The sequence below is a fragment of the Micromonospora sp. USAFONa4 genome (assembly GCF_057197825.1).
Window position 1 is genome coordinate 4,723,207 of the sequence record NZ_CM170072.1, and the last position, 25,496, is coordinate 4,748,702.

The 25,496-nt window shown below is 72.9% G+C and carries 19 protein-coding genes; 17 read left to right on the top strand and 2 right to left on the bottom strand.

The window, feature by feature from the left end; all coding sequences use genetic code 11:
- The first annotated feature begins 1 nt into the window (after position 1).
- From AC0OO9_RS20955 to idi, 5 genes are read left to right on the top strand one after another with little or no spacing between them, the layout of a single operon-like run.
- Complete coding sequence (locus AC0OO9_RS20955) at positions 2-2,749, top strand: AAA family ATPase (RefSeq protein ID WP_484511776.1); 2,748 nt, start codon at positions 2-4, stop codon at positions 2,747-2,749.
- Positions 2,746-3,732 (top strand): L-tyrosine/L-tryptophan isonitrile synthase family protein, encoded by a 987-nt coding sequence (locus AC0OO9_RS20960; protein WP_421457630.1) that lies wholly within the window; start codon positions 2,746-2,748, stop codon positions 3,730-3,732. Before AC0OO9_RS20955 ends, AC0OO9_RS20960 begins: the two co-directional genes overlap by 4 nt.
- Complete coding sequence (locus AC0OO9_RS20965; protein ID WP_484511778.1) at positions 3,729-4,535, top strand: TauD/TfdA dioxygenase family protein; 807 nt, start codon at positions 3,729-3,731, stop codon at positions 4,533-4,535. Before AC0OO9_RS20960 ends, AC0OO9_RS20965 begins: the two co-directional genes overlap by 4 nt.
- Positions 4,536-4,594: 59 nt before the next feature.
- Complete coding sequence (locus AC0OO9_RS20970; protein WP_357579774.1) at positions 4,595-5,560, top strand: UbiA family prenyltransferase; 966 nt, start codon at positions 4,595-4,597, stop codon at positions 5,558-5,560.
- A gap of 21 nt (positions 5,561-5,581) precedes the next feature.
- Positions 5,582-6,166, top strand: a complete 585-nt coding sequence (gene idi / locus AC0OO9_RS20975; protein ID WP_421457631.1) for an isopentenyl-diphosphate Delta-isomerase — start codon at positions 5,582-5,584, stop codon at positions 6,164-6,166.
- A gap of 81 nt (positions 6,167-6,247) precedes the next feature.
- On the opposite strand, the gene AC0OO9_RS20980 is transcribed toward idi, so the two are convergent.
- A complete protein-coding gene (locus AC0OO9_RS20980; RefSeq protein ID WP_484518000.1) occupies positions 6,248-7,438 on the bottom strand; it encodes a histidine kinase in 1,191 nt (396 codons plus the stop codon).
- A gap of 615 nt (positions 7,439-8,053) precedes the next feature.
- On the opposite strand from AC0OO9_RS20980, the gene AC0OO9_RS20985 reads away from it, so the two are divergent.
- From AC0OO9_RS20985 to AC0OO9_RS21030, 10 genes are all read left to right on the top strand, one after another.
- A complete protein-coding gene (locus tag AC0OO9_RS20985; protein WP_484511780.1) occupies positions 8,054-9,076 on the top strand; it encodes a 3-oxoacyl-ACP synthase III family protein in 1,023 nt (340 codons plus the stop codon).
- A gap of 76 nt (positions 9,077-9,152) precedes the next feature.
- Positions 9,153-10,166: a hypothetical protein gene (locus AC0OO9_RS20990; protein WP_484511781.1), complete on the top strand. Its 1,014-nt coding sequence runs from the start codon at positions 9,153-9,155 to the stop codon at positions 10,164-10,166.
- Positions 10,153-12,702, top strand: a complete 2,550-nt coding sequence (locus AC0OO9_RS20995) for a heavy metal translocating P-type ATPase (RefSeq protein ID WP_484511782.1) — start codon at positions 10,153-10,155, stop codon at positions 12,700-12,702. The genes AC0OO9_RS20990 and AC0OO9_RS20995 overlap by 14 nt, the downstream gene beginning before the upstream one ends.
- Before the next feature lie 45 nt (positions 12,703-12,747).
- Positions 12,748-13,593: an alpha/beta fold hydrolase gene (locus AC0OO9_RS21000; RefSeq protein ID WP_132240685.1), complete on the top strand. Its 846-nt coding sequence runs from the start codon at positions 12,748-12,750 to the stop codon at positions 13,591-13,593.
- A gap of 105 nt (positions 13,594-13,698) precedes the next feature.
- Complete coding sequence (scoE, locus tag AC0OO9_RS21005; protein WP_132240686.1) at positions 13,699-14,571, top strand: (3R)-3-[(carboxymethyl)amino]fatty acid oxygenase/decarboxylase; 873 nt, start codon at positions 13,699-13,701, stop codon at positions 14,569-14,571.
- 93 nt (positions 14,572-14,664) lie between these two features.
- A complete protein-coding gene (locus tag AC0OO9_RS21010; RefSeq protein WP_132240708.1) occupies positions 14,665-14,901 on the top strand; it encodes a phosphopantetheine-binding protein in 237 nt (78 codons plus the stop codon).
- Positions 14,894-18,724, top strand: coding sequence for an amino acid adenylation domain-containing protein (locus tag AC0OO9_RS21015; RefSeq protein WP_484511785.1), 3,831 nt, complete (start codon positions 14,894-14,896; stop codon positions 18,722-18,724). The genes AC0OO9_RS21010 and AC0OO9_RS21015 overlap by 8 nt, the downstream gene beginning before the upstream one ends.
- Complete coding sequence (locus tag AC0OO9_RS21020) at positions 18,721-20,202, top strand: MFS transporter (RefSeq protein ID WP_484511787.1); 1,482 nt, start codon at positions 18,721-18,723, stop codon at positions 20,200-20,202. Before AC0OO9_RS21015 ends, AC0OO9_RS21020 begins: the two co-directional genes overlap by 4 nt.
- The gene (locus tag AC0OO9_RS21025; protein WP_484511789.1) at positions 20,199-21,227 is read left to right on the top strand and encodes an ABC transporter substrate-binding protein; all 1,029 of its coding nucleotides are present in this window, start codon (positions 20,199-20,201) and stop codon (positions 21,225-21,227) included. The genes AC0OO9_RS21020 and AC0OO9_RS21025 overlap by 4 nt, the downstream gene beginning before the upstream one ends.
- A 5-nt stretch (positions 21,228-21,232) precedes the next feature.
- Positions 21,233-22,333, top strand: coding sequence for a FecCD family ABC transporter permease (locus AC0OO9_RS21030; RefSeq protein WP_484511791.1), 1,101 nt, complete (start codon positions 21,233-21,235; stop codon positions 22,331-22,333).
- Positions 22,334-22,347: 14 nt separating this feature from the next.
- Here the strand turns inward: AC0OO9_RS21030 and AC0OO9_RS21035 are convergent, their stop codons facing one another.
- A complete protein-coding gene (locus AC0OO9_RS21035; RefSeq protein WP_484511793.1) occupies positions 22,348-23,556 on the bottom strand; it encodes an RNA-guided endonuclease InsQ/TnpB family protein in 1,209 nt (402 codons plus the stop codon).
- Between the two features lie 155 nt (positions 23,557-23,711).
- Here AC0OO9_RS21035 and AC0OO9_RS21040 point away from each other — a divergent pair, with 155 nt between their 5' ends.
- Together AC0OO9_RS21040 and AC0OO9_RS21045 are read left to right on the top strand one after the other, a co-directional pair.
- Positions 23,712-24,491 (top strand): ABC transporter ATP-binding protein, encoded by a 780-nt coding sequence (locus AC0OO9_RS21040; protein WP_484511794.1) that lies wholly within the window; start codon positions 23,712-23,714, stop codon positions 24,489-24,491.
- A 263-nt stretch (positions 24,492-24,754) separates the two neighbouring features.
- Positions 24,755-25,330, top strand: a complete 576-nt coding sequence (locus AC0OO9_RS21045) for a sigma-70 family RNA polymerase sigma factor (protein ID WP_421457640.1) — start codon at positions 24,755-24,757, stop codon at positions 25,328-25,330.
- The last annotated feature ends 166 nt before the right edge of the window (positions 25,331-25,496 follow it).

Sequence of the window (25,496 nt, forward strand, 5' to 3'; positions counted from 1 at the left end):
CATGGCACTGATCGAGAGAGAACACCTGCTGTCCGACCTCGTCGAGACGTACGCGACGGCTGCCGCGGGCCAGGGCCGGGTCGCGCTGGTCGACGGCGGCGTCGCCAGCGGGAAGACCCGACTGGTGAACGCCGTGACCGAGGTGGCCGTCGGCGAGGGCGCGCTGGTGCTGACCGCCGCCTGTTCGGTCGCGGAGAGCATGATCCCCCTGGGGGTGGTGGGACAGCTGTTCCACAGCCTCCGGGCCCAGACCACCTCGACCGGCCACCTGCCGCTGCTGCGGCGCGACACCGGGCCGGCGGGGAACCCGGACGCCCCCACCCTGCGGCACGGTGACGCGCAACTGCTGGAGGACGTCTGCCAGGTCCTCCTCGACGTGGCCGCCGACCGGCCCCTGGTGGTGGTCGTCGACGACGTCCAGTTCGCGGACTCCCTGTCGTTGCAGGCGCTGCTGTACCTGCAACGGCGCATCCGGTTCGCGCGGGTGCTGCTCGTGCTGAGCGGATGCGTGGGCGCGCGGCCCGAGGCGGCGGCGTTCCGCGCGGAGCTCACGCGGCAGCCGCACTGCCGTCACCTGCGGCTGCTCCCGCTGTCGCCCGACGGCGTCGGGCGACTGCTCGCCGAGCGGATCCGGCCCGAGGCCGCCCGGCGGCTCGCCGCGTCCGCGCACGCCGTCAGCGGCGGCAACCCGATGCTCGTACACGCGCTGCTCGACGACGCCCTCACCGGCGCCGACGGGGACGTCGCGCCGACGGTGGGCGCGTCGTTCGTCCAGGCCGCGCTCGCCTGCCTGCACCGCAGCGACCCCCGGCTGCTCGACGTGGCCCGCGCCCTCGCGGTCGTCGGCCCGTCCGCGTCCCCCGGGCTCGTCACCGGGCTGGTGGGCCTCTGCGCGGCGACCACCCGGCAGGTGCTCGGCGCGCTCGCCGAGGCGGGCCTCACCGAGGGACACTCCTACCACCACCCGGCGGTACGCGCGGCGGTGCTCGACGACTGCCCGCCGCAGACGCAGTCGGCCCTGCGGTCTCGGGCCGCGCTCCTGCTCCACGAGGGCGGCACGTCCGCCGCCGAGGTCGCCGCGCACCTCGTGGCCGTCGGTGGGCCGGCCGGATCCTGGGCCGTGCCGGTGCTGGTCGCGGCGGCCGGGGAGGCCGTTGCCGGCGGCGCCGCACGGCACGCCGTGGACTGCCTGGAACTGGCGCTGCGATCCACCGAGGACGACCGCGAACGGGCCGCCGTGGAGGCGGCCCTCGTCCGGGTGCACTGGCGCAGCGACCCCGAGGCGGTTCCGCGGCACCTGTCGTCGCTGGCGGCGGCGGCTCGCGCCGGCCTCCTCGACGAGGCCGACACGCTGCTGCTCGCCCGGTCGCTCGCCTGGCAGGGCAGGCACGACGAGGCGGTGCAGGCGCTCGACGGGGTGGGCGACCTCACCACGCACCCGGACCCCGACCTCGGCGCCGACCACCTCGCCACCCGCGAGTGGCTGCGGCACTGCCGCCCGCACGGCGGCGACGGTCCGGGCGACCCCGGGCCGGGCGCGGCGGTCGACCGCGCCGAGGAGGTGCTGCAACGCGCCCGCCCCGGTGACTCCCTCCTGGTGTCGGTGTGGCACGCGCTGCGGGTGCTGATCGGCGCCGACCAGCTCGACCGTGCCGCCGACTGGTGCGAGAAGCTGGCGGAGGAGGCCGAGTCCCACCGGATCACGTGCTGGCGGGCGGTTCTGACCGACGTACGGGCCGCCGTCGCGCTGTGCCGCGGCGACCTCGCCGCCGCCGAGCGGCACGCGCGCGACGCGCTGGCCACGATGCCGCCCGCCGCGTGGGGCGTCGCCGTCGGCTCGCCGCTCGCGCACCTGGTCCTGGCCTGCACGATGACCGGGCAGCTCGCCGAGGCCGAGGCGGCCCTGCGGGAGCCGACGCCGGCCGCGATGCGCCAGAGCCTGTTCTGGCCGCAGTACCTGCGGGCCCGGGGCGTCTACTACGACGCCGTGGACCGGCGGCACGCCGCGCTCGCCGATTTCCAGACCGCCGGCCAGCTCGCCGTCGGTTGGGGCGCCGACGACCCGTCCGCGCTGCCGTGGCGGGTCGACCTCGCCCGGCTGTACGTCCGGATGGGCCGGCCCGACCAGGCCCGGAAGCTGGTCACCGAACACCTGGCGCTGCCGGGCGGCGACGCCCCGCGCGCCAAGGGCATGGGGCTGCGGGCGTTGGCGGCGGCGTACGCGCCGAAGCAACGGCAGGTGATGCTGCGCGAGGCGATGGACCTGCTGCACGCCAGCGGCGACCGGCACGAACTCGCGCACGTCTTCGCGGACCTGAGCCAGACCGGGCACGCCCTCGGCGAGTTCGGGCGCGCCAAGATGATGGGCGCGCACGCCCTCCAGCTCGCCGAGGGCTGCCACGCCGAGCTGCTGCGGCGCAAGCTCAAGCCGTCCGACGACACCCTCGAAGCCGGGGTGGCCGGCGCGAAGGACGGGCTCGCCACGCTTACCGACGCCGAGCGCCGCGTCGTGAACCTGGCCGCCCGCGGGCACACCAACCGCGAGATCGGCGACCGCCTGTTCATCACCGTCAGCACCGTCGAGCAGCACCTGACGCGGGCCTACCGGAAGCTGAAGATCAGCACGCGTACGGAGCTGGTGCACATCGACCCGCCGAAGGGCGCGCGCGGTACGCGGCGCCGGCGCGTCGCCCCGGTCGGCCCGCCCTCGGGCGACAAGGAAACCACGATGCGATCGGACACGACATGACCGTTGCCGAGGACGAACAGGTCGGTAGCCGGGAGCGCACGCTCGCCCGGCAGATACTCGAACTGGTCTTCCGCTTCCGCCGTCTCGAGCACGCCGACGACCCGTGCGGGGCGCAGCCGTGCGACGACTGCTTCGCGACCCACGAGGAACGGGTGGGCCGGTACGTACGCAGCGGCGAGCCGCTGCACTTCGTGCTGCCGGCGTTCCCCGCGAAGTCCCGCAACCCGGAGAAGGTGGTCGGTTCGCTGCCCGACCTCGGTGAGCGGATCTCCGTGGAGTTCCTCCAGTCCTTCTGCGAGCAGGTCAGCCACTACCACCCGGCGGGCGCGCGGATCCTCATCTGCTCCGACGGCCACGTCTTCTCCGACCTGCTCGGCATCCCCGACGAGGACGTGACCGCGTACCGCACGGAACTGCAACGCATCATCGACCAGACCGGCGCGTCCTCGGTCTCGATGTACTCGCTCGACGACGCGTTCGGGGCGATGTCCTACGACGAGATGCGCGCTCGGCTCCTCGCCGGGTACGCCACGCCGCTCGCGGACATCCGCGCCGAGGTGCTGACCGACCTGGGCGCCCGGTCGCTGTTCAACGGCATGCACCGGTTCATGCTCGAGGACCAGGGCCCGCTGCACCCCGAGCTGAGCCGGACCAAGCTGCGCGAGCACTGCAAGGAGTTCGCGTACCAGATGATCCGGCGCAGCCGCGCCTGGGGAGACCTGGTCGGCACGAAGTTCCCCGACTCGCTGCGGCTGTCGATCCACCCGCAGCCCCGGCACGCCGAGAAGATCGGGCTGCACCTCATCCGGACCAGGGACAGCTGGCTGACGCCGTGGCACGGCGTCGTCCTCGACGACGGCGTCAACCTGACGCTGGTCAAGCGCAGCCAGGCCGAGCGGGACCGGGCCTCGCTGGTCTGGCGCAACGGCCGGCCGAGCCACTACGTGAACCCCCACTTCCGGCAGGAGGAGATCGCCTCATGACCACGGCAGACGAGCTGCGGGTGCAGCGGACGCCGCTGGCGCCGTTCGGCACGCTGGTGACGGCGGAGCACGACGGCGCCGACCTGCGGGACATCGCGCCCGTGACGCTGGAGCGCTGGACGATCGAGTCCAAGGTGGTCGTGCTGCGCGGCTTCCCCCTGCTCGACACGGAGGACCTCGTCGCCTACTGCGAGACCTGGGGCGAGGTGCTGACCTGGGACTTCGGCGCCGTCCTGGACCTGGTGGTCCAGGAGGACCCGAAGAACTACCTGTTCAGCCGTACGGACGTGCCGTTCCACTGGGACGGCGCGTTCGCGCGGGCCGCGCCGCGGTTCTTCCTCTTCCAGTGCCTCGAGGCGCCGGTGCCCGGCGGCGGCGGCGAGACGGTGTTCTCCGACAGCACCGACGTGATCCGGCGCGCCTCGCCGGAGCTGGTGCGCGAGTGGGCGGCGACGGAGGTCAGCTACCGCACGGAGAAGCTCGGCTACTACGGCGGCGAGACCGTGTCGCCGCTGCTCACCACGCACTCGGAGACCGGCGAGACGATCATGCGGTACGGCGAGCCGCTCGACCCGGAGCGCTACCGCAACCCGGTGTGGGTGACCATCGGGGGCAGGTCGGCGGAGGAGGCCGAGCCGTTCATGGCCGACCTGCGCGAGCGGCTGCACCACCCGGACGTCTGCTACCACCACCAGTGGGTCGACGGCGACATCGTGGTCGTCGACAACCAGGCGCTGCTGCACGGTCGCAACGCCTTCCGCGGCAACTCCTCCCGGCACCTCCAGCGGATCCAGATCCTCTGACCCCGGTCAGGGGCGCCCGCGGGTGCCACCGAAGGTCCTCAACCCCGAAGGAAGACACCATGACCGTCGAAGAGGCGCGCGCGGGCGCGTCCACACCGGCGCCGGCCACCGCGCGGCGCCCGATCTACCACTCCATCCGCATCCGCCGGGTCGAGTTCCTGCCCGTGATGCTGGCCATCTACGCGATCCCGTCGCTGCTGTCGGTCGACGACCTGAGCACCCTGGCCTCGGTCCACTTCGCGCTGGTGATCGTGATGGCGCTGTCCATCATGCACTTCATCGACATGACCAACGCGTACGCCGACCGCGACGTCGACGCCGTGTACAAGACGTGGCTGTCCCAGGCGGTGTACGGGCTGGGGCTGCGCAACGTCCGCTGGCAGATCGCCGCCACGGGCGCGGGTGTCCTGGCCCTCGCGACCTACTTCACCTTCCGCACCGGGCACTGGGACATCCTGCCCCTGGTCGCGTTCACCCTCTGGATCGGCGCCCAGTACTCCATCCCGCCGGTCCACCTGAAGAGCTCCGGCGTGGGGCAGATCCCCGGCCTCGCCGCCGTGCTGATCTGGCTGCCGATGCTCGTCGTCGTCCGGTCGGTGCCCGGTGAGCTGTCGTGGCCGCTGCTGGCCGTGATCATCGGCTTCGGGCTGAACCAGGTCGGCATCGTCATGGTCAACACGGCCGAGGACTGGCCGGAGGACGCGGCGTTCAACATCCGCACGTGCGTACGCGCGCTGGGCCTGACCCGCGCGATGGCCGTCGCGAGCGGGCTGATCGCGGTCGGCGGCTCCACGGTGTGCGTGTCGGTGCTCGCCATCGGCGGGTTCACCTGGGGTGCCGTGCCGATGATCGCCGCCATCGCGTTCGCGCTGGTGCACGTGTCGGGCACCTGGCGCGGCGTGCGCGGCAAGCCCCTCACGGACGCGCTGGCGTTCCTGCGGCCCCGGGCGAAGCTGGTGCCGTTGCAGGTGGCGAGCACCGGCTGGGGAACCGTGATCGCCGCCGCCTTCGCACAGGCGAGCTGAGTCCCGGTGGGGAGGGACACCATGGCGCAGGTCGTGCTGCTCGACGAGGAGGGACGGCCGGTGGGCGCCACCGAGGGCGCGACGGTGCACCACCTGCGTACGCCGTTGCACCTGGCGTTCTCCTGTTACGTCTTCACCAGCGACGCGAAGCTGCTGCTCACCATGCGCAGCGACCGGACGCGCACCTGGCCGGGGATCTGGACGAACTCGTGCTACGGGCACCCCGTGCCGGGGGAACCGGTCCCTGCGGCGGTGACCCGCACCGTACGCGCCGAGCTCGGCCTGTCCGCGCCCGCGCCGGAGCTGGTCCTGCCCGCCTTCCGGTACCGCGCCACGATGGACAACGGCGTGGCGGAGAACGCCGTGTCCCCGGTGTTCCGGGTGGTGACCGACGACCGCCCGACCCCCGACCCGGCCGCCATCGGCGACTTCGAGTGGGTCGCCTGGGCGGACTTCGTGTACGCGGTGGGCACCGGCGACATCTCCGTGTCGCCGTGGTGTCGCCTCCAGGTCGCCGAGCTCGTCACCCTCGGCGACGATCCGACGCGGTGGCCCACGGCCGACGAGTGCCTCCTGCCCGGCGGGACGCTGACGGCCACCGGCTGAGCGGCGCGCGGCGGACCGTGCCCACCGGCGGGGTGGGCGCGGTCCGTCGTCCGTTGCGGCGGGTGCTGCTGTCGGGCCCGGTCACGACCCGGCCCGGACGCTGGCCTGCACGGTGAACGTGCCGTCCTCCCGCCAGGTGCGCAGCGTGCCGCCCGCGTCGCGCAGCCGGTCGGCCAGCCCCGGCAGCCCGCTGGCGTCGAGGTCCGGCGCCCCGTCGCCGGCCCCGTCGTTGACCACCGTCAACCGCGCCCCGGACGCCTCGCCGGCGATCTCGATCGTGCACCACCGCGCCTCGCCGTGCCGCAGCACGTGGGCGCCGGCCTCGCGCAGCACGGACACCAGCGGCCCGGTGAGCGCGGGCGGCAGGTCGCGCTCCGGCTGCGTCACGGAGCACCGCACGCCGGCGTTGCGCAGCACCCGCGCCACCGTCTGCGCCTGCTCGCGCAGGCCGACGCTGCGGTAGCCGTGCACGGCCTCGCGCATCCGAGCCGACGCGGCCGCCGCGAGCGCCCGCATCTCGGCGGTCTCCTTCCTGGTCCGCTCCCCGTCGACCAACGCCAGCCGTGACGCCAGCTCCGCCTTGAGGACGAGCGCCGACAGTTCGTTCGCGAGCAGGGCGTAGACGTCCCGGGCGCACCGCAGTCGCTCCTCGGCCGCCGCCAGGCGGGCCAGGGCGTCGTGCCCCTCCCGGGCCTGCGCCCGGAACGTCCAGAACCACAGGTGCAGCACGTTCCAGGTCGCCACCGTCAGCCCGAGCACCACCGTCACGGTCACCGCGTCGCGCACGGAACCGCCGAGCCACCAGGCCGTCGCCGCGGCCACCAGCACCGTCCCGGCCATCAGGGTCACCGCGCACCGGACCGGCAGCAGCAGCGGCGCGGCCCCGACGAGCGCGGCCCCCACGAACGCCCAGGCCCGCCCCGGGGTGCCGCCGACCGGCCCGACGAGCGGGACGGACAGCACGGCGGCCGTGACGCAGCCGGCGACCAGCCACCGGCCGGCCGTCGTCGCCCGCCACGGCATGACCGACCGGTGCAGCGCCGCGGCCAGCGCCAGGACCAGGAGCAGCGACCCCGCCGCGCCGAGCACGATCCCGCGCGGGTCGGGCTCGCGACGCAGCTCCAGGGCGGCGAGCAGTACGCACGCCGCCACCCCGCTCGCGGCGCCCGCCAGGATGCACAGCCTCGCCCGCCGCATGCCCGGGGTGGACAGGGCGTCAGCCGGCGCGGCGGGAGTCTCCGTCAGGCCGGTGGGCCGGATCCCGGTGACCATCAACGCCACGGCTCCCGGCGGACGTGGCGCGTGCCGGGCCCCGGCACGCCCCGCCGCGCCGCCCCGGGCAGCGGCGCGCTCGGTGCCGTCGCCTGCCGGATCACGGTCGCCACGGAATGCATGGTATCGGTTACCGTCGGTTCGTGCCGACGCGGATCCGTCCCTGCCGTCGCGTCCCGGGGCCGCCACCCGCCGGGCCCGCCCGTGCGGTGGGTGGTCTCGAGGAGCTGCGCTGTCATCGGAGGGCCTCCGTCCGGTCCTGGTCGCGTGGGCGCCGGCGGGCGCCGGTCCGCCCCGCGGGTCGCCGGCCGTGCCGCGGGCGTCGCCACGCGGTCGGTCGTGCCGTCAGCATGGCGGCGGGGACGCGCCGGATCCCATCCCCGCGCGTCACGTACGACCCGGGAGAACTGCACGGGTGAACCGTGCGCCGGGGTGTCGTCAGCGGGTTCCCGGGCGGCCCGGAAATTGCGCGTTCCATCGCCTTGAAATTGTTACCGCCATCGCTCGGTAATTTGCGCTTCGAGTCGTGTCGACGGATGGCGAACATGATTGCGGCCGATGGTTCGACTCGGCTAATTTGCAGACACGAAATGCCTCTCCTCTCTGGAGGCTGCTGTGTCCTCATCCGTCGGAATTCTGGGCACCGGATCCTGGGTGCCCGCGCGAGCATTGCCGAACGAGGAAATCGCGCGTCGCGTACCGGGCGCCAGCCCGGAATGGATCGTACGCAAGACCGCCATTCGTTCGCGCCGTTTCGCGGCGGCGGAGGAGGCCACGTCGGACCTGGCCGTGCGGGCCGCGTCCCGCGCCCTGCGGGACGCGGGCATCGGTGCCGACCGCGTCGACTACCTCATCGTGTCGACGTCGACCCCGGACCACCCGCAGCCGCCGACGGCCTGCCTCGTGCAGGACCGCCTCGGCGCGTACGGGGCCGCGTGCTTCGACGTCAACGCGGTGTGCGCGGGATTCGTGCACGCCCTGGTGCTGGCGCAGTCGCTGGTGGCGGACCGGCCCGGCACCCACGCGCTCGTGGTCGGCGCCGACGTGTACTCGCGCATCCTCGACTTCGACGACCGGCGCACGGCCGTGCTGTTCGGCGACGGCGCCGGCGCGGCCGTCGTGGGGACGACGGCAGCGGGGCGCGGTGTCGTCGAGTACGAGCTGGCCAGCCGGGGCGACGCCAGCGGCCTGATCGGGGTGGCGGCGGGCGGCAGCAGGCTGCCGGCGTCCGCGACGACGGTGGCGGACGGCGGCCACTTCTTCCGCATGCACGGCCGTGGCGTCAGCGAGCTCGTCCTCCAGGACGTCCCGCCGTTCGTGGACAAGCTGCTGGCCAGGGCGGGCGTCGGCGCGGCGGACGTCGCGCACGTGGTGCCGCACCAGCCCAACGGCCTGCTCCTTGACGAGCTGGTACGCGCGTGCGGGCTGACCGCCGCGCACACGCACCGCACGGTGGAGGAGTACGCGAACGTCGGCAGCGCCTCGGTGCCGCTCACCCTCGACCACGCCAACCGGGCCGGGCTGCTCCGCGACGGCGACCTCGTCCTCCTGCTGGCGTTCGGCGGGGGGATGTCGCTCGGGGCGTGCCTGCTGCGGTGGGGCCGGACACCCGGCCCGGACCCCGGTGGGGACCGGTGAGCCCACCGGCCGACCACCGCGCCCCCGAAACCCTGCCCGCTTCCACGCCAACCCTGTCGAAACAGGACGGTTATTCATGAAGACCTTGACGAAGCTCGGCGCGTTCGCGCTCGCCCTGGTGTTGGTGCTGGGGAGCGCCTACACCGTCGGCCGCGTGGTCGGGCCGCCGCCGACCGCCGCTCCCGCAACCGCACCCGCCGCCAAGCCGGCCGCCGTGGCCGAGGAGTCCTCGTACGGCCTCACCATCAACCACGAGAGCATGAACCTGAAGGTGATCACGGACAACGTCCGGGCGGGCACGAAGCAGACCTTCGCCTTCCAGATCCTGCAGCACGACGGCACGCCGCTGGTGAAGTACAAGCCGCAGCACGAGAAGCTGATGCACCTGATCGTGGCGCGGCGCGACCTGTCGAACTTCCAGCACGTCCACCCGAACCTCGGCTCGGACGGCGTGTGGCGGGTGCCGCTGACCTTCGCGGCGGCGGGCGAGTACCGCGTCTTCGCCGACTACATGCCGCTGTGGGGCATCCACGGCGAGACGCTCGGGGCGGACGTGTCGGTGTCGGGCGACTACCGGCCGGAAGCGCTGCCCGCGCCGTCGACCACCTCGACGGTCGACGGCTACACGGTGACCCTCGGCGGCGAGCTGACGCCCGGCAAGAGCGGCAAGCTGACGCTCAGCGTCGCGAAGGACGGCAAGCCGGTCACCGACCTGGAGCCGTACCTGGGCGCCTTCGGGCACCTGGTCGCGCTGCGCGACGGCGACATGGCGTACCTGCACGTCCACCCCGACGGCACGCCGGGCGACGGGCAGACCGCGCCCGGTCCGGACGTCCTGTTCCACGCCACCGCGCCGAGCTTCGGCGACTACCGGCTGTTCCTGGACTTCCAGCACCAGGGCGTCGTGCGCACGGCGTCGTTCACCCTGCGCGTGAAGGGCCCCAACCCGCCGCCGCACGGCCTGAGCGAGGAGGCCTTCGCGGCGGCCAAGGCCCGCAACGAGGAGGCCGTGCGCAACGGCGGAGCCGCTGTCCCGGCCGACACGACCGGCGGCGGCACGGAGGGGGGCACCGAGCATGGCCACGGCTGAGAACCACCTGGAACTGCTGATCGGCGGCATGACGTGCGCGGCCTGCGCCGCGCGCATCGAGAAGCGCCTCAACGACATCGACGGGGTGGAGGCGACCGTCAACTACGCCACCGAGAAGGCGAAGGTGCTCCTCCCGCCCGGGATCACGCAGGCGCGGGTGATCGCCGCCGTCGAGGAGATCGGCTTCACGGCCCGGCCGGTGCAGCCGCGCGCGGCCAGGGCCGACAACCACCTGGAACTGCTGATCGGTGGCATGACGTGCGCGGCCTGCGCGGCGCGCATCGAGAAGCGCCTCAACGACATCGACGGGGTGGAGGCGACCGTCAACTACGCCACCGAGAAGGCGAAGGTCCTCCTCGCGCCCCAGGTCTCGCGGGAGACGGTGATCGCCGCCGTCGAGGAGATCGGCTTCACGGCCCGGCCGGTGCTGGCGCCCGCGGCACCGGCGGCCGACGTCCCGGATCCGGCGGCGGCGGAGGAGGCCGAGCACGACCGTGAGCTGCGGGCGGCCCGCCACCGCCTCTGGGTCGTCGCCGTGCTGGCGGTGCCGGTCATCGCGATGTCGATGTTCTCCCAGCTCCAGTTCGAGTACTGGCAGTGGGCCTGCCTCACGTTGAGCGCACCGGTCGTGGTGTGGGGGGCGTGGCCGTTCCACCGGGCCGCCTTCGCCAACCTCCGGCACGCCGCCGCCTCGATGGACACGCTGGTCTCGGTGGGCACGCTCGCCGCGTTCGTGTGGTCGCTGTACACGCTGTTCCTCGGCACCGCCGGCGTGCCCGGCATGCGGCACCCGTTCCGGATCACCCTGGAGCGGACGCCCGGCGAGGGCAACATGTACCTGGAGGTCGCCGCAGGCGTGACCCTGTTCATCCTCTGCGGCCGGTACTTCGAGGCCCGCGCGAAGCGCCGCTCCGGCGCCGCGCTGCGCGCGCTGCTGTCGCTGGGCGCCAAGGACGTGACGGTGCTGCGCGACGGCGCCGAGGCGATCGTGCCGATCTCGGCGCTCGCCGTCGGCGACCGGTTCCTCGTGCGGCCCGGCGAGAAGGTGGCGACCGACGGCGTCGTGGAGGAGGGCTCCTCGGCGGTCGACGCGAGCATGCTCACCGGTGAGTCCGTGCCCGTCGAGGTGGGACCGGGTGACGAGGTCGTTGGCGCGACGGTGAACGCCGGCGGGCGGCTCGTCGTCCGCGCCACGAAGGTGGGCGGCGAGACGCAGCTCGCACAGATGGCCAGGCTCGTCGAGGACGCGCAGACCGGCAAGGCCGCCGTCCAGCGGCTCGCGGACCAGGTGTCGGCGGTGTTCGTGCCCGGGGTGATCGCGCTGTCGCTCGCCACGCTGGGCTACTGGCTCGGCTCCGGCCAGCCGGCGGCGGCCGCGTTCACCGCTGCCGTGGCCGTACTGATCATCGCCTGCCCGTGCGCGCTGGGACTGGCGACGCCGACCGCGCTGCTGGTCGGCACCGGCCGGGGCGCCCAGCTCGGCATCCTCATCAAGGGACCGCAGGTGTTGGAGTCCACGCGGACCGTCGACACCGTCGTGCTCGACAAGACCGGCACCGTGACCACCGGCGAGATGTCCGTCGTGGAGGTCGTGCCCGTCGACGGGGAGGACGACGTCCAGCTGCTGCGGCTCGCCGGCGCACTGGAGAGCGCGTCGGAGCACCCCATCGCCCGGGCCGTCGTCGCGGGAGCCAGGGACCGGTGCGGCGAACTGCCCCCGGTCGCGGACTTCGCCAGCGAGACCGGCGTCGGCGTGCGCGGCACCGTCGACGGGCACGAGGTCGTCGTCGGCCGGGCGTCGCTGCTGGGCGCGTGGGCGACCGACCTGCCCCCGGAGCTGGTCGCCGCCAGGGCGACGGCCGACGCGGCGGGCCGTACGTCGGTCATGGTCGGCTGGGACGGCGCCCTGCGGGGGATGCTCGTCGTGTCCGACCGGGTGAAGTCCACAAGCGCGGCGGCGGTGGCGCAGTTCAAGCGGCTCGGGCTGCACCCGATCCTGCTGACCGGCGACAACGCCGCGGTGGCGGCGGCGATCGCGGCGGAGGTGGGGATCGACGACGTGGTCGCCGAGGTCCTCCCCGCCGGGAAGGTCGAGCTGGTCAAGCGGCTCCAGGCCGACGGCAAGGTCGTCGCGATGGTCGGCGACGGCGTCAACGACGCCGCCGCCCTCGCGCAGGCCGACCTGGGCATCGCGATGGGCACCGGCAGCGACGTGGCGATCGAGTCCGGCGACCTGACGGTGGTCCGCGGCGACCTGCGGGTGGTCGCGGACGCCATCCGGCTGTCGCGGCGCACCCTCGGCACGATCAAGGGCAACCTGTTCTGGGCCTTCGCGTACAACGTCGCGGCCATCCCGCTCGCGGCGAGCGGGCTGCTCAATCCGATGCTGGCGGGTCTGATCATGGCCGGCAGTTCGGTGTTCGTGGTGTCGAACAGCCTGCGGCTGCGGCGGTTCAAGGCGCTCGCCGGCAACGAACTCCCGGACCGGGCCGACACGGCCGAGGCGTCGCGCGCCCCGATGGTCACCGCTTCCTGACGCGTCGAGCGCGCACGTCCGTACGGAAAGAAACGGAGCCGCACCATGGCCGAGCCGAGCCGGCTCGCGGAGGATCCCCAGCTCCTGCTGCTGCACGCGGCCGGTCTCGGCCGGGCGAGCTGGGACGCCGTAGTCGAACGCATCCCGGGATTCGCCCGGACCCTCGCGATCGACCTGCCCGGTCATGGCAGCGTGCCGGGGCTCGCGTACGACCGGGACGTCGTGCCGAGGCTCGCCGAGTACGTCGCGGAGCGGATCGCCGCGCTGGGGCTGCGCAGGCCGCACGTGGTCGGGCACTCGCTCGGCGGGGTGATCGCGCTCGAACTGGCGCGTCGGGTGCCCGTCGCGGCGGTGACCGCCCTGTGCAGCATCGGGTTCCGGGCGGTCTGCCACGCCTCGATGTGCGTGGTGCGGACCCACGCGATCCTGCGGATGACCGCCGCGGTGGGGCCGAGGACGCGGGGGCGGCTGCTCAACCGGGGGGTGGTCCGCAGGATGGTCATGGGCAGCGTGTCGGCCCGGCCCGCCGCCCTCCGGCCGGATGTGGCCGCCGCCGACGTGACCTCGATGATCACCAGCGACCTGTCCGCCCTGAGCCGGTACGCGGGGCTCTACTCGTTCCGCGCCGACGCCACCGACACGACGCCGGTGAACCTCGTCTGGGCCGACCAGGACCGCGTGGTCCCGTTGCGCGACGCGCTCCGGGCCCGGCAGGTGCTCCCGAGGGCGCAGCACTACGTCATCCCCGGCAGCGGTCACTTCGTCGTACGCGACGACCCGCACACCGCCGCTGCCGTCATCCACGCCTGTCACGCCCAGGTGCTGCGGGAGAGGCAGGCCGAGACTCGCAGAGGAGTTCGCGGAAATGTGAACCCACAGCGCGGTAATTGAGCAGGCAATTCGGCCCCGCACATCTGTCGGGGCGGGAACTGTTGACCGACCGGACGCGACTACTGAGGTACGCGGAGCCCGGGACCACCGCTCAGAGGAGTGCGAATGAAAATCACCCCGCAGGCTGGAAAGAAGTTCGGCGTGATCGTGGAGGGTTTCGACGCGGAAACCGCCTCGCCGGAGGACATCGTCGAGCTGAAGAAGGCCATCTACTCGAACAAGATCGTCGTGCTGAAGAACCAGGACCTGTCGCCGCGGCAGTTCCTGGCGCTCGGCCAGCGGCTGGGCCGGGTCGCGGAGTACTACGAGCCGGTCTACCACCACCCCGAGGTGAAGGAGGTGTTCGTCTCCTCCAACGTCAAGGAGGAGGACGGCCGCCAGATCGGGGTGCCGAAGACCGGCAAGTTCTGGCACTCGGACTACCAGTTCATGCCGCGTCCGTTCGACATCACCATGATCTACCCGCAGGTCGTGCCGTCGAAGAACCGGGGCACCTACTTCATCAACCTGGCGACCGCCTACGAGCAGCTCTCCGAGGAGCTGAAGCTGGCCGTCAAGGACAAGACGGCGACGCACAGCGTGCTGCGGTACTTCAAGATCCGGCCGACCGACGTCTACCGGCCGATCTCGGAGATCATCGACGAGGTCAACGCGAAGACCCCGCCGGTGACGAGCCCGCTCGCGTTCCCGCACCCGCACACGGACGAGACCCTGCTCTACCTGAGCGAGGGCTTCACGCTGTCGGTGCAGGACGCGGACGGCAACGACCGGCCGGAACTGCTGGCCGAGCTGCTCACGGCCACCGGCCAGCTCGACCGCACCTACGAGCACGAGAACATCCACCTTCAGACGTTCGAGAAGGGCGACATGCTCCTCTGGGACAACCAGAGCCTGGTCCACCGGGCGCTGCACACCGCGACGCCGGAGCCGGCCGTGTCCTACCGCGTCACCGTCTACGACGACGTGGACGCCGCCTAGTCCCGCACGGACGTTCGCTCCGCGGTGGGATCCGACGGCGTCGACCGTCGGATCCCACCGGTGTCCACATCGCACGAGGTCGAGAGGCATGACGTGGCAGGTCAGTTGACGGCGGCGAGGATCAGGGCGGACGTCGCCGAGATGCTCCACCGTCGCCCGGACGAGAGTTTCGACACGGAGGATCTGTTCGACTGCGGCCTGGACTCGGTGCGGCTGATGACGCTCATCGAGCGGTGGCGCGACGCCGGCGCCGAGGTCAGCTTCGTCGACCTGGCCGAGCGGCCGACGGTGGAGCACTGGGTGAAGCTGCTGGTGGGCGGCGATGGCTGAGCCGCTGCCGCTGGGCGCCGCCCAGGAGGGCATCTGGACCGGTCAACAGTTCGACCCGGACAGCCCCGCCTTCAACACCGCCGAGTACGTGGAGATCCGCGGCCCGGTCGACGTACGGCTCCTGGAGGCGGCCGTGCGCGGGGCGGTCGGCGAGGCCGAGGCGCTGAACGTGGTGTTCGAGGAGGACGCCGACGGGCGCCCGTGGCAACGCCCCTGCGACGACGCGTCGTGGCCGCTGGACACCATCGACACCAGCGCCGAGGCGGACCCGCTCGCCGCCGCGACGACCTGGATGCGCGCGGACCTCGACACCCCCGTCGACCTGCGCAAGGACCCGCTGTTCCGGCAGGCGTTCCTGCGGCTCGGCCCGGACCACCTCCTGTGGTACCAGCGCGTGCACCACATCGCCCTGGACGGGTACGGGCTGTCCCTGGTCGCCCGCCGGGTCGCCGAGCTCTACACCGCCCTCGTCGAGGGGCGTGAACCCCCGCCCCGGACGTTCGGGTCGCTGGCCGCCGTGGTCGACGAGGACCGGGCCTACGCCGACTCGGACAGGTACGCCGCCGCCCGCGAGCACTGGACGACCCGGGCGCAGGGCAGGCCGGCGCCGGTGGTGCTCGCCCGCCGCACGGGGAAGCTGGCGCGGACGGTGCTGCGCGCCACCGCGGACCTCGACGCCGCCGGCATCGACGCGTTGAAGGCGGTCGCCAAGGCCACCGGAACCACGTGGAGCGAGACCGTCATCGCGGCCTTCGCGGCGTACCTGCACCGGATGACCGGCGCGGACGAGTTGACCCTCGCGCTGCCGGTCATGTCGCGGCTCGGTTCGGTGTCGCTGCGGGTGCCGTGCATGGTCACCAACGTCGTGCCGCTGTGGGTCCGCGTCGAGCCCACCGCCACGCTGGCCAGCCTCACCGCGCAGGTCGCGGCGGAGCTGCGGGCCGGGCGCCCGCACCTGCGCTACCGCTACGAGCAACTGCGCCGCGACCTGCGGATGGTCGCCAGCGAGCGCAAGCTGTTCGGCCCGTCGGTCAACATCATGCCGTTCGACTACGGCCTGCGCTTCGCCGGGCACCGGGGCGTCGTGCACAACGTCAGCGCCGGGCTCGTCGAGGACCTGGTGGTCCACGTGTACGACCGGGCGGACGGCAGCGGGCTGCGGATCGTCCTCGACGCCAACCCGAACTGCTACGACGACGAGGAGCTCACCGGTCACCTGACCCGGTTCCTGGCCTTCCTGTGCCGCGTGACCGACGCCGCCGACACCCCGGTCGCCGACGTCGACCTGCTCCTCGACGGCGAGCGCCGGCTCCTCCTGGAGGAGTGGAACGACACGGCCCGACCCCTGCCGGCGGTGACCGTACCCGCGCTGTTCGCGGCACAGGCCGCCGCGACGCCGGACCGTACGGCGCTGGTGGCCGGCGACGCCACGCTGACCTTCGCCGAACTCGACCGCCGCGCCGACCGCCTCGCCCACCTGCTCGTCGCCCGGGGGGCCGGCCCCGACCGGCACGTGGGGCTCCTGCTGCCCCGCACCTCCGAGGCGATCGTGGCGCTGCTCGCCGTGCTCAAGGCCGGCGCCGCGTACGTGCCCGTCGATCCGGACCTGCCCGCCCGGCGGGTCGCGGCGATGCTCGCCGACAGCGCACCCGTCGTGCTGCTCGCCACCGAGGCGCTGTGGGCCGGGCACCGGCAGTCGGAGGTCCCGGTCCTGCTCGTGGACGCCCCCGCGACCGTCGCGGAGCTGGCCGGGGCACCCGACGCGCCCGTACCGGACACCGGCCTCGCGCCGGAGCACGCGGCCTGCCTCATCTACACGTCCGGCTCCACGGGCGTGCCGAAGGGCGTCGTGGTCGAGCACCGTGGCCTGGCCAACCTCTTCCACCATCACCGCGACACGATGATCCGACCGGCCGCCGCCGGCCGGGTGTGCCGGGCCGCGCTGTCCGCGTCGCTGTCGTTCGACACGTCGTGGGAGGGCCTGCTGTGGCTGCTCGACGGCCACGAGCTGCACTTCGTCGACGACGACCGGCGTCGGGACCCCGCCGCGATGCTCGACTACGTCGACCGGCACGGGATCGACTTCATGGACATCACCCCCACGTACGCCGAGGAGCTGGTGGCGAACGGCTTCCTCGACGCCGGCCGGCACCGGCCCGCCGTGCTCGCGCTCGGCGGCGAGGCCACCGGCCCAGCGCTCTGGACGGCCCTGCGCGACGCCGGCACGACCGTCTACAACCTGTACGGCCCCACCGAGTGCACGGTCGACACCCTCTGGTGCCGGCTCTCCGAGAGCGCCGAGCCGATCGTGGGCAGGCCGCTGACCAACACCAGGGCGTACGTGCTGGACCCGGCGCGCGGGCTCGTGCCCCCAGGGACGGTGGGCGAGCTGTACTTCGCCGGGGCTCCGGTCGCCCGCGGCTACCACGACCGTCCGGAACAGACCGCGGAGCGGTTCGTGACGGATCCCTTCGGGCCCCCGGGCAGCCGGATGTACCGCACCGGCGACCTCGCCCGCTGGCGGCGCGACGGCACCCTGGAGTTCCTCGGCCGCGCGGACGACCAGGTCAAGATCCGGGGCTTCCGCATCGAGCCGGGGGAGATCGAGGCGGTCCTGCTGGCCCACCCCGCGGTCGCCCAGGCGGCGGTGGTGCCCCGCGAGGACGCGCCCGGTCAGGTGCGGCTCGTCGGCTACGTCGTGCCGGTGGGCGACGCCGCGCCGGAGCCCGCCGCGCTGCGGCAGTTCGTGGCGGAGCGGCTGCCCGACTACATGGTGCCGCCCGCGTTCGTCGCGCTGGAGGCGATCCCGCGTACCACGAACGGCAAGCTCGACCGCGCGGCACTGCCCGCGCCGGACCTGACCGCGACGGTCGGCGGCCGCGCGCCCCGCGACCACCGCGAGGCGGTGCTGTGCGGTCTCTTCGCCGACCTGCTCGGCCTGCCGGAGGTCGGCATCGACGACGACTTCTTCTCGCTCGGCGGGCACTCCCTGCTCGTCGCCCGGCTCATGGGCCGGGTGCGCGCCGAGTTCGGCGTGGAGATCAGCATCCGGACGGTGTTCGAGGCGCCGACCGTCGCGAAGCTCGCGCCGGCGCTCGCCACGGACACCGGCGGCGGCTCGACGGAGGTGCTGCTCCCGCTGCGGACGCGGGGGAGCGGGCCGCCGCTGTTCTGCGTCGCGCCGGCGACCGGGCTGGCATGGTCCTACGCCGCGCTGCTGGCGAGCCTGCCCGATCGCCCGGTGTACGGACTCCAGTCGGTCGCCGCCGCCGGGTGCGTGAGCGTCGCCGACCTGGCCGCCGACCATGTGCGCCGCATCCGTGCGATCCAGCCCGCCGGGCCGTACCACCTGCTCGGCGCCTCGTTCGGTGGCCTGGTGGCCCACGAGATGGCCACGCAGCTCGCGGAGGCCGGCGAGGCGGTGGCCCTGCTCGCGCTGCTCGACTCGTATCCGGTGCCGGCCGCCTGGCGGGACCTGCCGCCGCCCGCCGAGCACGACGCGGCCGCCGCCGTGCTCGGCCAGGCCGTGCTCGGCGGCCTCGACGAGGCGCAGCGTCGCCTCGCGTACGACGCCTTCGCGCGCAACTCGCGGCTCGCCGCCGGCTGGACGCCCCGGCGCCTCGGCGGGGACGTGCTGGTCATCGAGGCGACCGAGGGCAAGACACCGGACTGGCCCGGCCCGCGGAGCTGGGAGCCACACGTCGACGGGCGCATCGACGTGCACCGGCTGGACTGCACCCACGACGGCATGCTCGCCGCCGGTCCCCTGGCGCGGGTCGGCGCCGTACTCGCACCTGTCGGCGACCTTCGGAGGGCAACATGAGCGAACGGCGTGAGTGGCTCGGACTCGGCGCGGTTCTCGCCGCGACGTTCATGACCCAGGTGGACGGCTTCGTCGTCAACGTGGCCAGCCCGTCCATCCAGCGCGACCTCGACGCGGGCTTCGACCAGATCCAGTTCGTCGGCGCCGCGTACGTGATCGCCTTCGGGGCCCTGATGGTCACCGGCGCGCGGCTCGGCGACCGGATGGGCCACCGCACGGTGTTCCTCTGGGGCGTCGCCGGCTTCACGGTGACCTCGTTGCTGTGCGGCATCGCGCCGGACGCCGACCTGCTCATCGTGGCCCGCTTCCTCCAGGGCGCCACGGCGGCGTTCATGGCACCCCAGGTGCTCGCGATCATCCGGGCCACGATGCAGGACCCGGACCGGCTGGCGAGGGCCATCAGCGTCTACGGCGTGGTCATCGGCCTGGGCGTGATCAGCGGCATCGCGGGCGGCGGGCTCATCGTCGAGGCCGACCTCTTCGGCCTCGGCTGGCGGCCGGCGCTGCTCGTCAACGTGCCCGTCGGGATCGCGATCCTGGCGCTGGGCGGGATCCTGCCGCGTACCGTGCCGAAGGCGCCGCACCGCCTCGACCTCGCGGGCGCGGCGCTCACCATCGTGGCGGCCCCCGCCCTGCTCGTGCCCCTGGTCTTCGGGACGGACGGCTCGCCGTGGCTGTGGCTCGGCGTGCCGCTCGCCCTCGTCCTGGCCGTCGTGCTGGTGCGCCAGCAGCGGCGCCTGCACCGCGAGGGCGGCGAGCCGCTGTTCCCGCCGCGGGTCGTCACCGCCCCCGGGATGCGGCTGTCCCTGCTGACGGTGCTGGCGCTGTTCGCCACGAACTCGGGGCTCTTCCTCGTGTTCACCTACTACCTGCAGACGGGGCTGCGCTTCACGCCGCTCACGGCGGCGCTGATGTTCGTACCGCTCGGGATCGGCTTCTCGCTGGGCTCCGCGGCGAGCCGACGGGTGGCACGCCTGGTCTCGGCGCCGACCCCGGCCGTGGGCTGCGGCCTGCTCGCCGCCGTCCTGCTGGCCAGCGCGGCCGTCGTCCAGGCGCCCGAGTCCGCGCAGGCGCCCATGCTCGTCGCGGTGGTCACGCTGGCCGGCTTCGGGCAGGGCCTGGTCGTCTCACCCCTGGTGGCCGGGATCCTCGGCCGGGTCAGGCCCGCCGAGGCGGGCGCGGCGTCCGGCATGGCGACCACCGTGACGCAGTTCGGCCTGGCGCTCGGGGTCGCGGTCGCGGGCGTCTGCTACCGGACCGTGCTCGGCGCGACGCCCGGCGACCCCGACGTGCCCTTCGCCGACCACGCGACGGCCTTCGCGGTCACCGCGCTCCTGCTCGCGGCCTCCGCGATCTGCGCCGGCCTGGTCAGTGTCCGTCTGCACCACCTGCCCAAGCCCGCGGCCGCGGCAGCGGAACCGGAAGAGGCGGCGGCGCCGTCGCCCGTCGCCACGTCAACTGCTCGGAGGACCGGATGAAACTCAAGCGACTCCCCTTCGCGGCGGCCGTCGCCGCCCTGCTTCTCACGACGGCCTGCTCGACGGCCAAGAGCGAGGCCGGCCAGTCGGACGACCCGCCGAAGGCGGGCTACCCGGTGACGATCACCAACTGCGGCAAGAAGTACACCTACCAGCAGGCGCCGAGTCGCGTGGTCGTGATGAACGGCGGGTCGGTCGCGGAGGTCTCCGCGCTGCTGGAGCTCGGCGTCGCCGACCGGATCGTCGCCAACGCGCAGTCCTACGGCGCCTCCGAGGTCGACGGCCGGGTCGACGCGATCAAGAAGCTGCCGACGGGCAACATCAAGCTCAACGACATGTCGGACATCCCGCGTGAGGCCATGATCGGGCTGACGCCCGACTTCGTGATCTCCACGTACGACGGCGGCTTCCGTGCCGAGGCGGGCTTCGCCACCCGCGACGACCTCGCGGCCGTCGGGGCCAACACGTACGCGCCGAAGAGCTCGTGCGGCGAGGTCGGCACGGTCTCCGGCACGCCGACCGTCGAGGACAGCTACGCGCTGCTGCGCGACCTCGGGGCCATCTTCGGGGTGTCCGAGCGCGCCGAGAAGATCATCGCCGACTCGAAGGCGCGCATCGCCGAGGTCGGGACGAAGACCGCGAGCCTGCCGAAGCAGAAGGTCATGCTGATCATCCCCGGCATGGCGATGGGCGGGGAGTTCAGCTCGGTCGGCGGCAACGGGATCTGGAACGACATCATGGCCAAGTCGGGCGCGGTGAACGCCTTCGAGGGCGCCACCGACCAGATGTTCGCCAACCTCTCCCGCGAGCAGGTCGCCAAGGCCGACGTGGACGTCCTGCTCGTCGTGAACTACATGTCGAAGGATCCGGACGCGGACGCGAAGAAGCTGCTCGCCCAGTTCCCGCAGTGGGACGCGGCGAAGAACAACCGCTACGTCGTGTTGTCCGACTCGATCTACCTCGGCCCCAGCAACCACCTCGCGGTCGCCAAGATCGCGCAGGCCGCGCACCCCGAGGCGTTCTGAGCGCCATGACCACCTTGTCGCGTTCCACGAACGGCCGGGTCTCGGCCGCGCCGAAGAGCCACACCACCCGGCCGGCCCCCCTGCACGGCGCGCCCCTGCCGCTGTGCCTGCTCGTGCTCGGCGTACTGCTGGTCGTCCTGATCCTCGTCGCGGCGGCCGTCGGCTCGGTGCCGGTATCCATCGGCGACACCGGCCGGATCGTCTGGGCGCACCTGACCGGGGCGACCCCCGCCGTGGACCCGGCCCACGACCAGATCGTCTGGACCTTCCGGATCCCACGGGTGCTGCTGGCCGCGCTGTGCGGCGCCGGGCTCGCGGTAGCGGGCGTGGTGCTGCAGGCCCTCGTGGCCAACCCGCTCGCCGACCCCTTCATCCTCGGGGTGTCGGCGGGCGGCTCGGTCGGCGCGGTCACCGTGATGGCGCTGGGCGCCGGCGCGGCCGGCGGACTCGGGGTGTCGGGTGCGGCGTTCGTCGGCGCGATGCTGGCGGTGGCGCTGGTCTTCACCCTCGGGCAGCAGCACGGCCGGCTCAACCCCGTCCGGCTCGTGCTCGCGGGGGTCGCGATCAGCTACGTGTTCACCTCGATCACGAGCCTGCTCCAGTTGCAGACGACGCCCAACAACATGCGCCAGATCATGTTCTGGCTGCTCGGCAGCGTCGCGGGCGCCCGCTGGGAGCAACTCCAGGTCGCGGGCGTGGTCGTCCTAGCGGTGACCGTGCTGCTGACCATGTACGCCCGGCAGTTCAACGCGCTCGTCACCGGCGACGAGTCGGCGACCGCCCTCGGGATCGACGTCAAGCGGCTGCGGATCGTGTCGATCGTCCTGACGTCGCTGCTCGCGGGCGTGCTCATCGCCGTGGCCGGCGGCATCGGCTTCGTCGGGCTGATGGTGCCCCACCTGGTGCGGCTCGCGTTCGGCGTGGACCACCGCCGGGTGCTGCCCCTCGCGGCCCTCGTCGGCGCGGTCTACCTCGTGGTCGTCGACCTGCTGTGCCGGACGGTCGACCCGCCGAACGAGCTGCCCCTCAACATCCTGACCGCCCTCTTCGGCGCACCGTTCTTCATCTGGCTGATGCGCCGGGATAGGAGCCTGTCCCACTCTTGACTTCCTACCCACGTCTAGAGGCGGGGGATTTCAGCGGTCGCCCGCTGGGTTTCCTGCTTCACCGACGGCCGCCCCGTCCGGACGTTCGTCCGTTGGGGTCTTACACCGCCTCCACAGGCAATCACGGAGAGCCCCTCCGCGAGAATGTTACGGGCCGCGTTGACGTCGCGGTCGTGGACAGTGCCGCACTGGCAGGTCCACGACCGGACGTTCAACGGCATCCGCTGCGCGAGCGCACCGCACGCCGAGCACAGCTTGGACGACGGGAACCAGCGGTCCACGACAACGAGGTTGCGGCCGTGCCAGTCGGCCTTGTACTCAAGCAGGGTGCGGAACTGCCGCCAAGCCGCGTCGCTGACGGCGCGGGCCAGGCTGTGGTTTGTGACCATGTTGCGCACGGTCAGGTCCTCGACGACGATCGTTTGGTTCTCACGAACGAGCCGAGTGGTCAACTTGTGCAGATGGTCCCGCCTGCGGTCGGTGATCCGGGCGTGCACGCGGGCGAGGTTGAGTCGGGCCTTGGCCCGGTTCGCGGAGCCCTTCTCCTTCTTGGACAGGTTCCGTTGGGCGCGGGCGAGTGCGGCCCGGTCGCGGCGCTCATGCTTCGGGTTGACGACTTTCTCGCCGGTGGACAGCGTGAGCAGGCTGTCCAGGCCGGCATCGATCCCGACGGCCGGGCTCGGTGCCGGAGCCTGCTCGATCCGGTCGTCGCACAGCAGCGACACGAACCAGCGACCGGCCGCGTCCTGCGACACGGTCACCGTGGACGGCTTCGCGCCCTCGGGAAGCGACCGGGACCACACAATGTTCAGCGGCTCGGCCATCTTCGCCAGGGTGAGCCGGTCGTCGCGGTAGCGGAACCCGCTGGTGGTGTACTCCGCCGACCGGCGCGACTTCTTCTTGCTCTTCAAGCTCGGGTACCGGGCGCGCTTGGCGAAGAAGTTCGTGAACGCGACTTGCAGGTGCCGCAGGGTCTGCTGCAACGGCACGGACGACACCTCATTGAGGAACGCCAGGTCGTCGGTCTTCTTCCACGCGGTCAACATCGACGACGTCGCGTTGTAGTTCACCCGTTCCTGGCGCAGCGTCCACGCCTCGGTGCGGGCCTGCAACGCCATGTTGTAGACCAGCCGGACACAGCCGAACGTGCGGGCAAGCTCGCAAGCCTGCTCGGAGCTCGGGTAGAAGCGGAACTTGAATGCCCGCTTCACAGCCCTGGCCATGGCTCACAGCCTAGCAACATAGCCAGTAAGCCTTGCGTTGACGTGCGGGTGGACCCCCATCCTCCTTGGCCGCGGATCGGCCTTTCCTGTCCTGCTCCGCAGGAGTTCCGTTTCCTCCCCACGGCTAATGCCGGGGGTTTCCACGGAGGTTTTCGATGAAGCTTCAGGTGCAGCAGGTGTGCGTCTCCATCGGTGGCACGCCGATCCTCCGCGACGTCAGCATGGAGGTCGCGCCCGGCGAGGTCGTCGGCCTGATCGGCCCCAACGGCAGCGGCAAGTCCACGCTCCTGCGGACCATCTACCGGTCGGTCCGGCCCGCCAACGGGCAGGTGCTGCTCGGCGACGAGGACGTCTGGTCGCTGTCGGCGCGGGCGGCGGCGCGGCGGACCGCCGCCGTCCTGCAGAACAGCCCCACCCCGCCGGGCCTGACCGTGCGGGAGGTCGCCGCGCTGGGTCGGACCCCGCACAAGGGGGTGTTCGACCGCGAGACGGCCGACGACAACGACATCGTCGTCGACGCGCTGGAGCGCACCGGCATGCTGGGGCACGCGGACCGGATCTACGGCTCGCTGTCCGGCGGTGAGCGGCAGCGGGTGCTGCTCGCCCGGGCGCTGGCCCAGCAGCCGCAGCTCCTGGTGCTCGACGAGCCGACCAACCACCTGGACATCCGGGCCCGGTTCGAGCTGTTGGAACTGGTGCACACGCTGGCCGTCACCACGCTGGCGGTGCTGCACGACCTGGACCTCGCGGTGCGCAGCTGCGACCGCCTCGTCGTGCTGGACCGCGGGGAGGTGGTCGCGTCGGGGCCGGTGCTGGAGGCGCTCACCCCCCAGGTGCTGTCCGGGGTCTTCGGGGTCACCGCCGAGACGGAACGTCACGACGACGGGGTCGTCCGCGTCACGTACGGCGCCCGGCCGCTGGCCAAGACGGGCTGAGCCGGGTGCGGCGCACATGCCCGCCGCCCGGCCGGACCCGGCCGGGCGGCACCCCGTCGGGCGGGCGGCGCGCCCCGGGCGGGCGGCCCCCGTCGGGCGCGCGCCCGTCGCCGCGTTCCCCGTGCCCGTGCGCCGCGCGGTCCCCTGGACGCCCGGCACGCTGCCCGAACGGTTCCATCGAATTCTGGTTCCTGGCGATGAGGCCGACTGGACTGCCACTGGAATCCGTTCTTCTCCGCATCCCGCATGGTTACCGTGAATTCATGTCGGAGCCACTGGAAGAAAGCGCGGTCACGGCTCTGGCCCTGGCCGTCGGGCGCGGCGACCGCTCCGCGGCGGATCCTCTCGTCCGCAGCACGCAGCGTGACGTCTGGCGATTCCTGGTCTATCTGGTGGGGCACGCCGACGCCGAGGACCTGACGCAGGAGACGTTCGTCCGCGCGCTGGGCAGCGCGCACCTGTTCACCGGGCGCCACCACGCACGGTCCTGGCTGCTGGCCATCGCGCGGCACGTGGCCGCCGACCACTTCCGCGCCGCCGCGAGCCGGCCCCGGATCGTGTCCGACCAGGACTGGCAGGCCACCGCGGAGCGTTCCGCGGCCCACCACCTGCCCGGCCCGGACGACACGGTTGCGCTCAACCTCGCGGTACGCACGCTGCCCGCGGCCCGCCGCGACGCGTTCGTGCTCACCCAGGTCGTCGGCCTCGGATACGCGGAGGCGGCCGAACTGTGCGGCTGTCCCGTGGGCACGATCCGCTCCCGCGTCGCGCGGGCCCGCCGCGACCTCGTGTCGGTCCTGGCACCGGCCCCCCGGCGGCGTCCGGCGCTGCCCCGGTAGGCCCTCGCCCCCGCACGGCGGCCCCCGCGTCAAATGTCCTTACTAGAGGATATGACGTGACGGTGGCAAATGTTCCCTAGCATCGATTAGGACCCTTTCGCGCTGCGGCGGCCAGGGATGGACGGCTTGACGGCCGTCATTTTTTTGTGGAAAGGTCGACCCTCAA

Coding starts and splice junctions, on each gene's coding strand:
- AC0OO9_RS20955 (WP_484511776.1), top strand. CDS start 2: ATGGCACTGATCGAGAGAGAACACCTGCTGTCCGACCTCGTCGAGACG.
- AC0OO9_RS20960 (WP_421457630.1), top strand. CDS start 2,746: ATGACCGTTGCCGAGGACGAACAGGTCGGTAGCCGGGAGCGCACGCTC.
- AC0OO9_RS20965 (WP_484511778.1), top strand. CDS start 3,729: ATGACCACGGCAGACGAGCTGCGGGTGCAGCGGACGCCGCTGGCGCCG.
- AC0OO9_RS20970 (WP_357579774.1), top strand. CDS start 4,595: ATGACCGTCGAAGAGGCGCGCGCGGGCGCGTCCACACCGGCGCCGGCC.
- idi (WP_421457631.1), top strand. CDS start 5,582: ATGGCGCAGGTCGTGCTGCTCGACGAGGAGGGACGGCCGGTGGGCGCC.
- AC0OO9_RS20980 (WP_484518000.1), bottom strand. CDS start 7,438: ATGGTCACCGGGATCCGGCCCACCGGCCTGACGGAGACTCCCGCCGCG.
- AC0OO9_RS20990 (WP_484511781.1), top strand. CDS start 9,153: ATGAAGACCTTGACGAAGCTCGGCGCGTTCGCGCTCGCCCTGGTGTTG.
- AC0OO9_RS20995 (WP_484511782.1), top strand. CDS start 10,153: ATGGCCACGGCTGAGAACCACCTGGAACTGCTGATCGGCGGCATGACG.
- AC0OO9_RS21000 (WP_132240685.1), top strand. CDS start 12,748: ATGGCCGAGCCGAGCCGGCTCGCGGAGGATCCCCAGCTCCTGCTGCTG.
- scoE (WP_132240686.1), top strand. CDS start 13,699: ATGAAAATCACCCCGCAGGCTGGAAAGAAGTTCGGCGTGATCGTGGAG.
- AC0OO9_RS21015 (WP_484511785.1), top strand. CDS start 14,894: ATGGCTGAGCCGCTGCCGCTGGGCGCCGCCCAGGAGGGCATCTGGACC.
- AC0OO9_RS21020 (WP_484511787.1), top strand. CDS start 18,721: ATGAGCGAACGGCGTGAGTGGCTCGGACTCGGCGCGGTTCTCGCCGCG.
- AC0OO9_RS21025 (WP_484511789.1), top strand. CDS start 20,199: ATGAAACTCAAGCGACTCCCCTTCGCGGCGGCCGTCGCCGCCCTGCTT.
- AC0OO9_RS21030 (WP_484511791.1), top strand. CDS start 21,233: ATGACCACCTTGTCGCGTTCCACGAACGGCCGGGTCTCGGCCGCGCCG.
- AC0OO9_RS21035 (WP_484511793.1), bottom strand. CDS start 23,556: ATGGCCAGGGCTGTGAAGCGGGCATTCAAGTTCCGCTTCTACCCGAGC.
- AC0OO9_RS21040 (WP_484511794.1), top strand. CDS start 23,712: ATGAAGCTTCAGGTGCAGCAGGTGTGCGTCTCCATCGGTGGCACGCCG.
- AC0OO9_RS21045 (WP_421457640.1), top strand. CDS start 24,755: ATGTCGGAGCCACTGGAAGAAAGCGCGGTCACGGCTCTGGCCCTGGCC.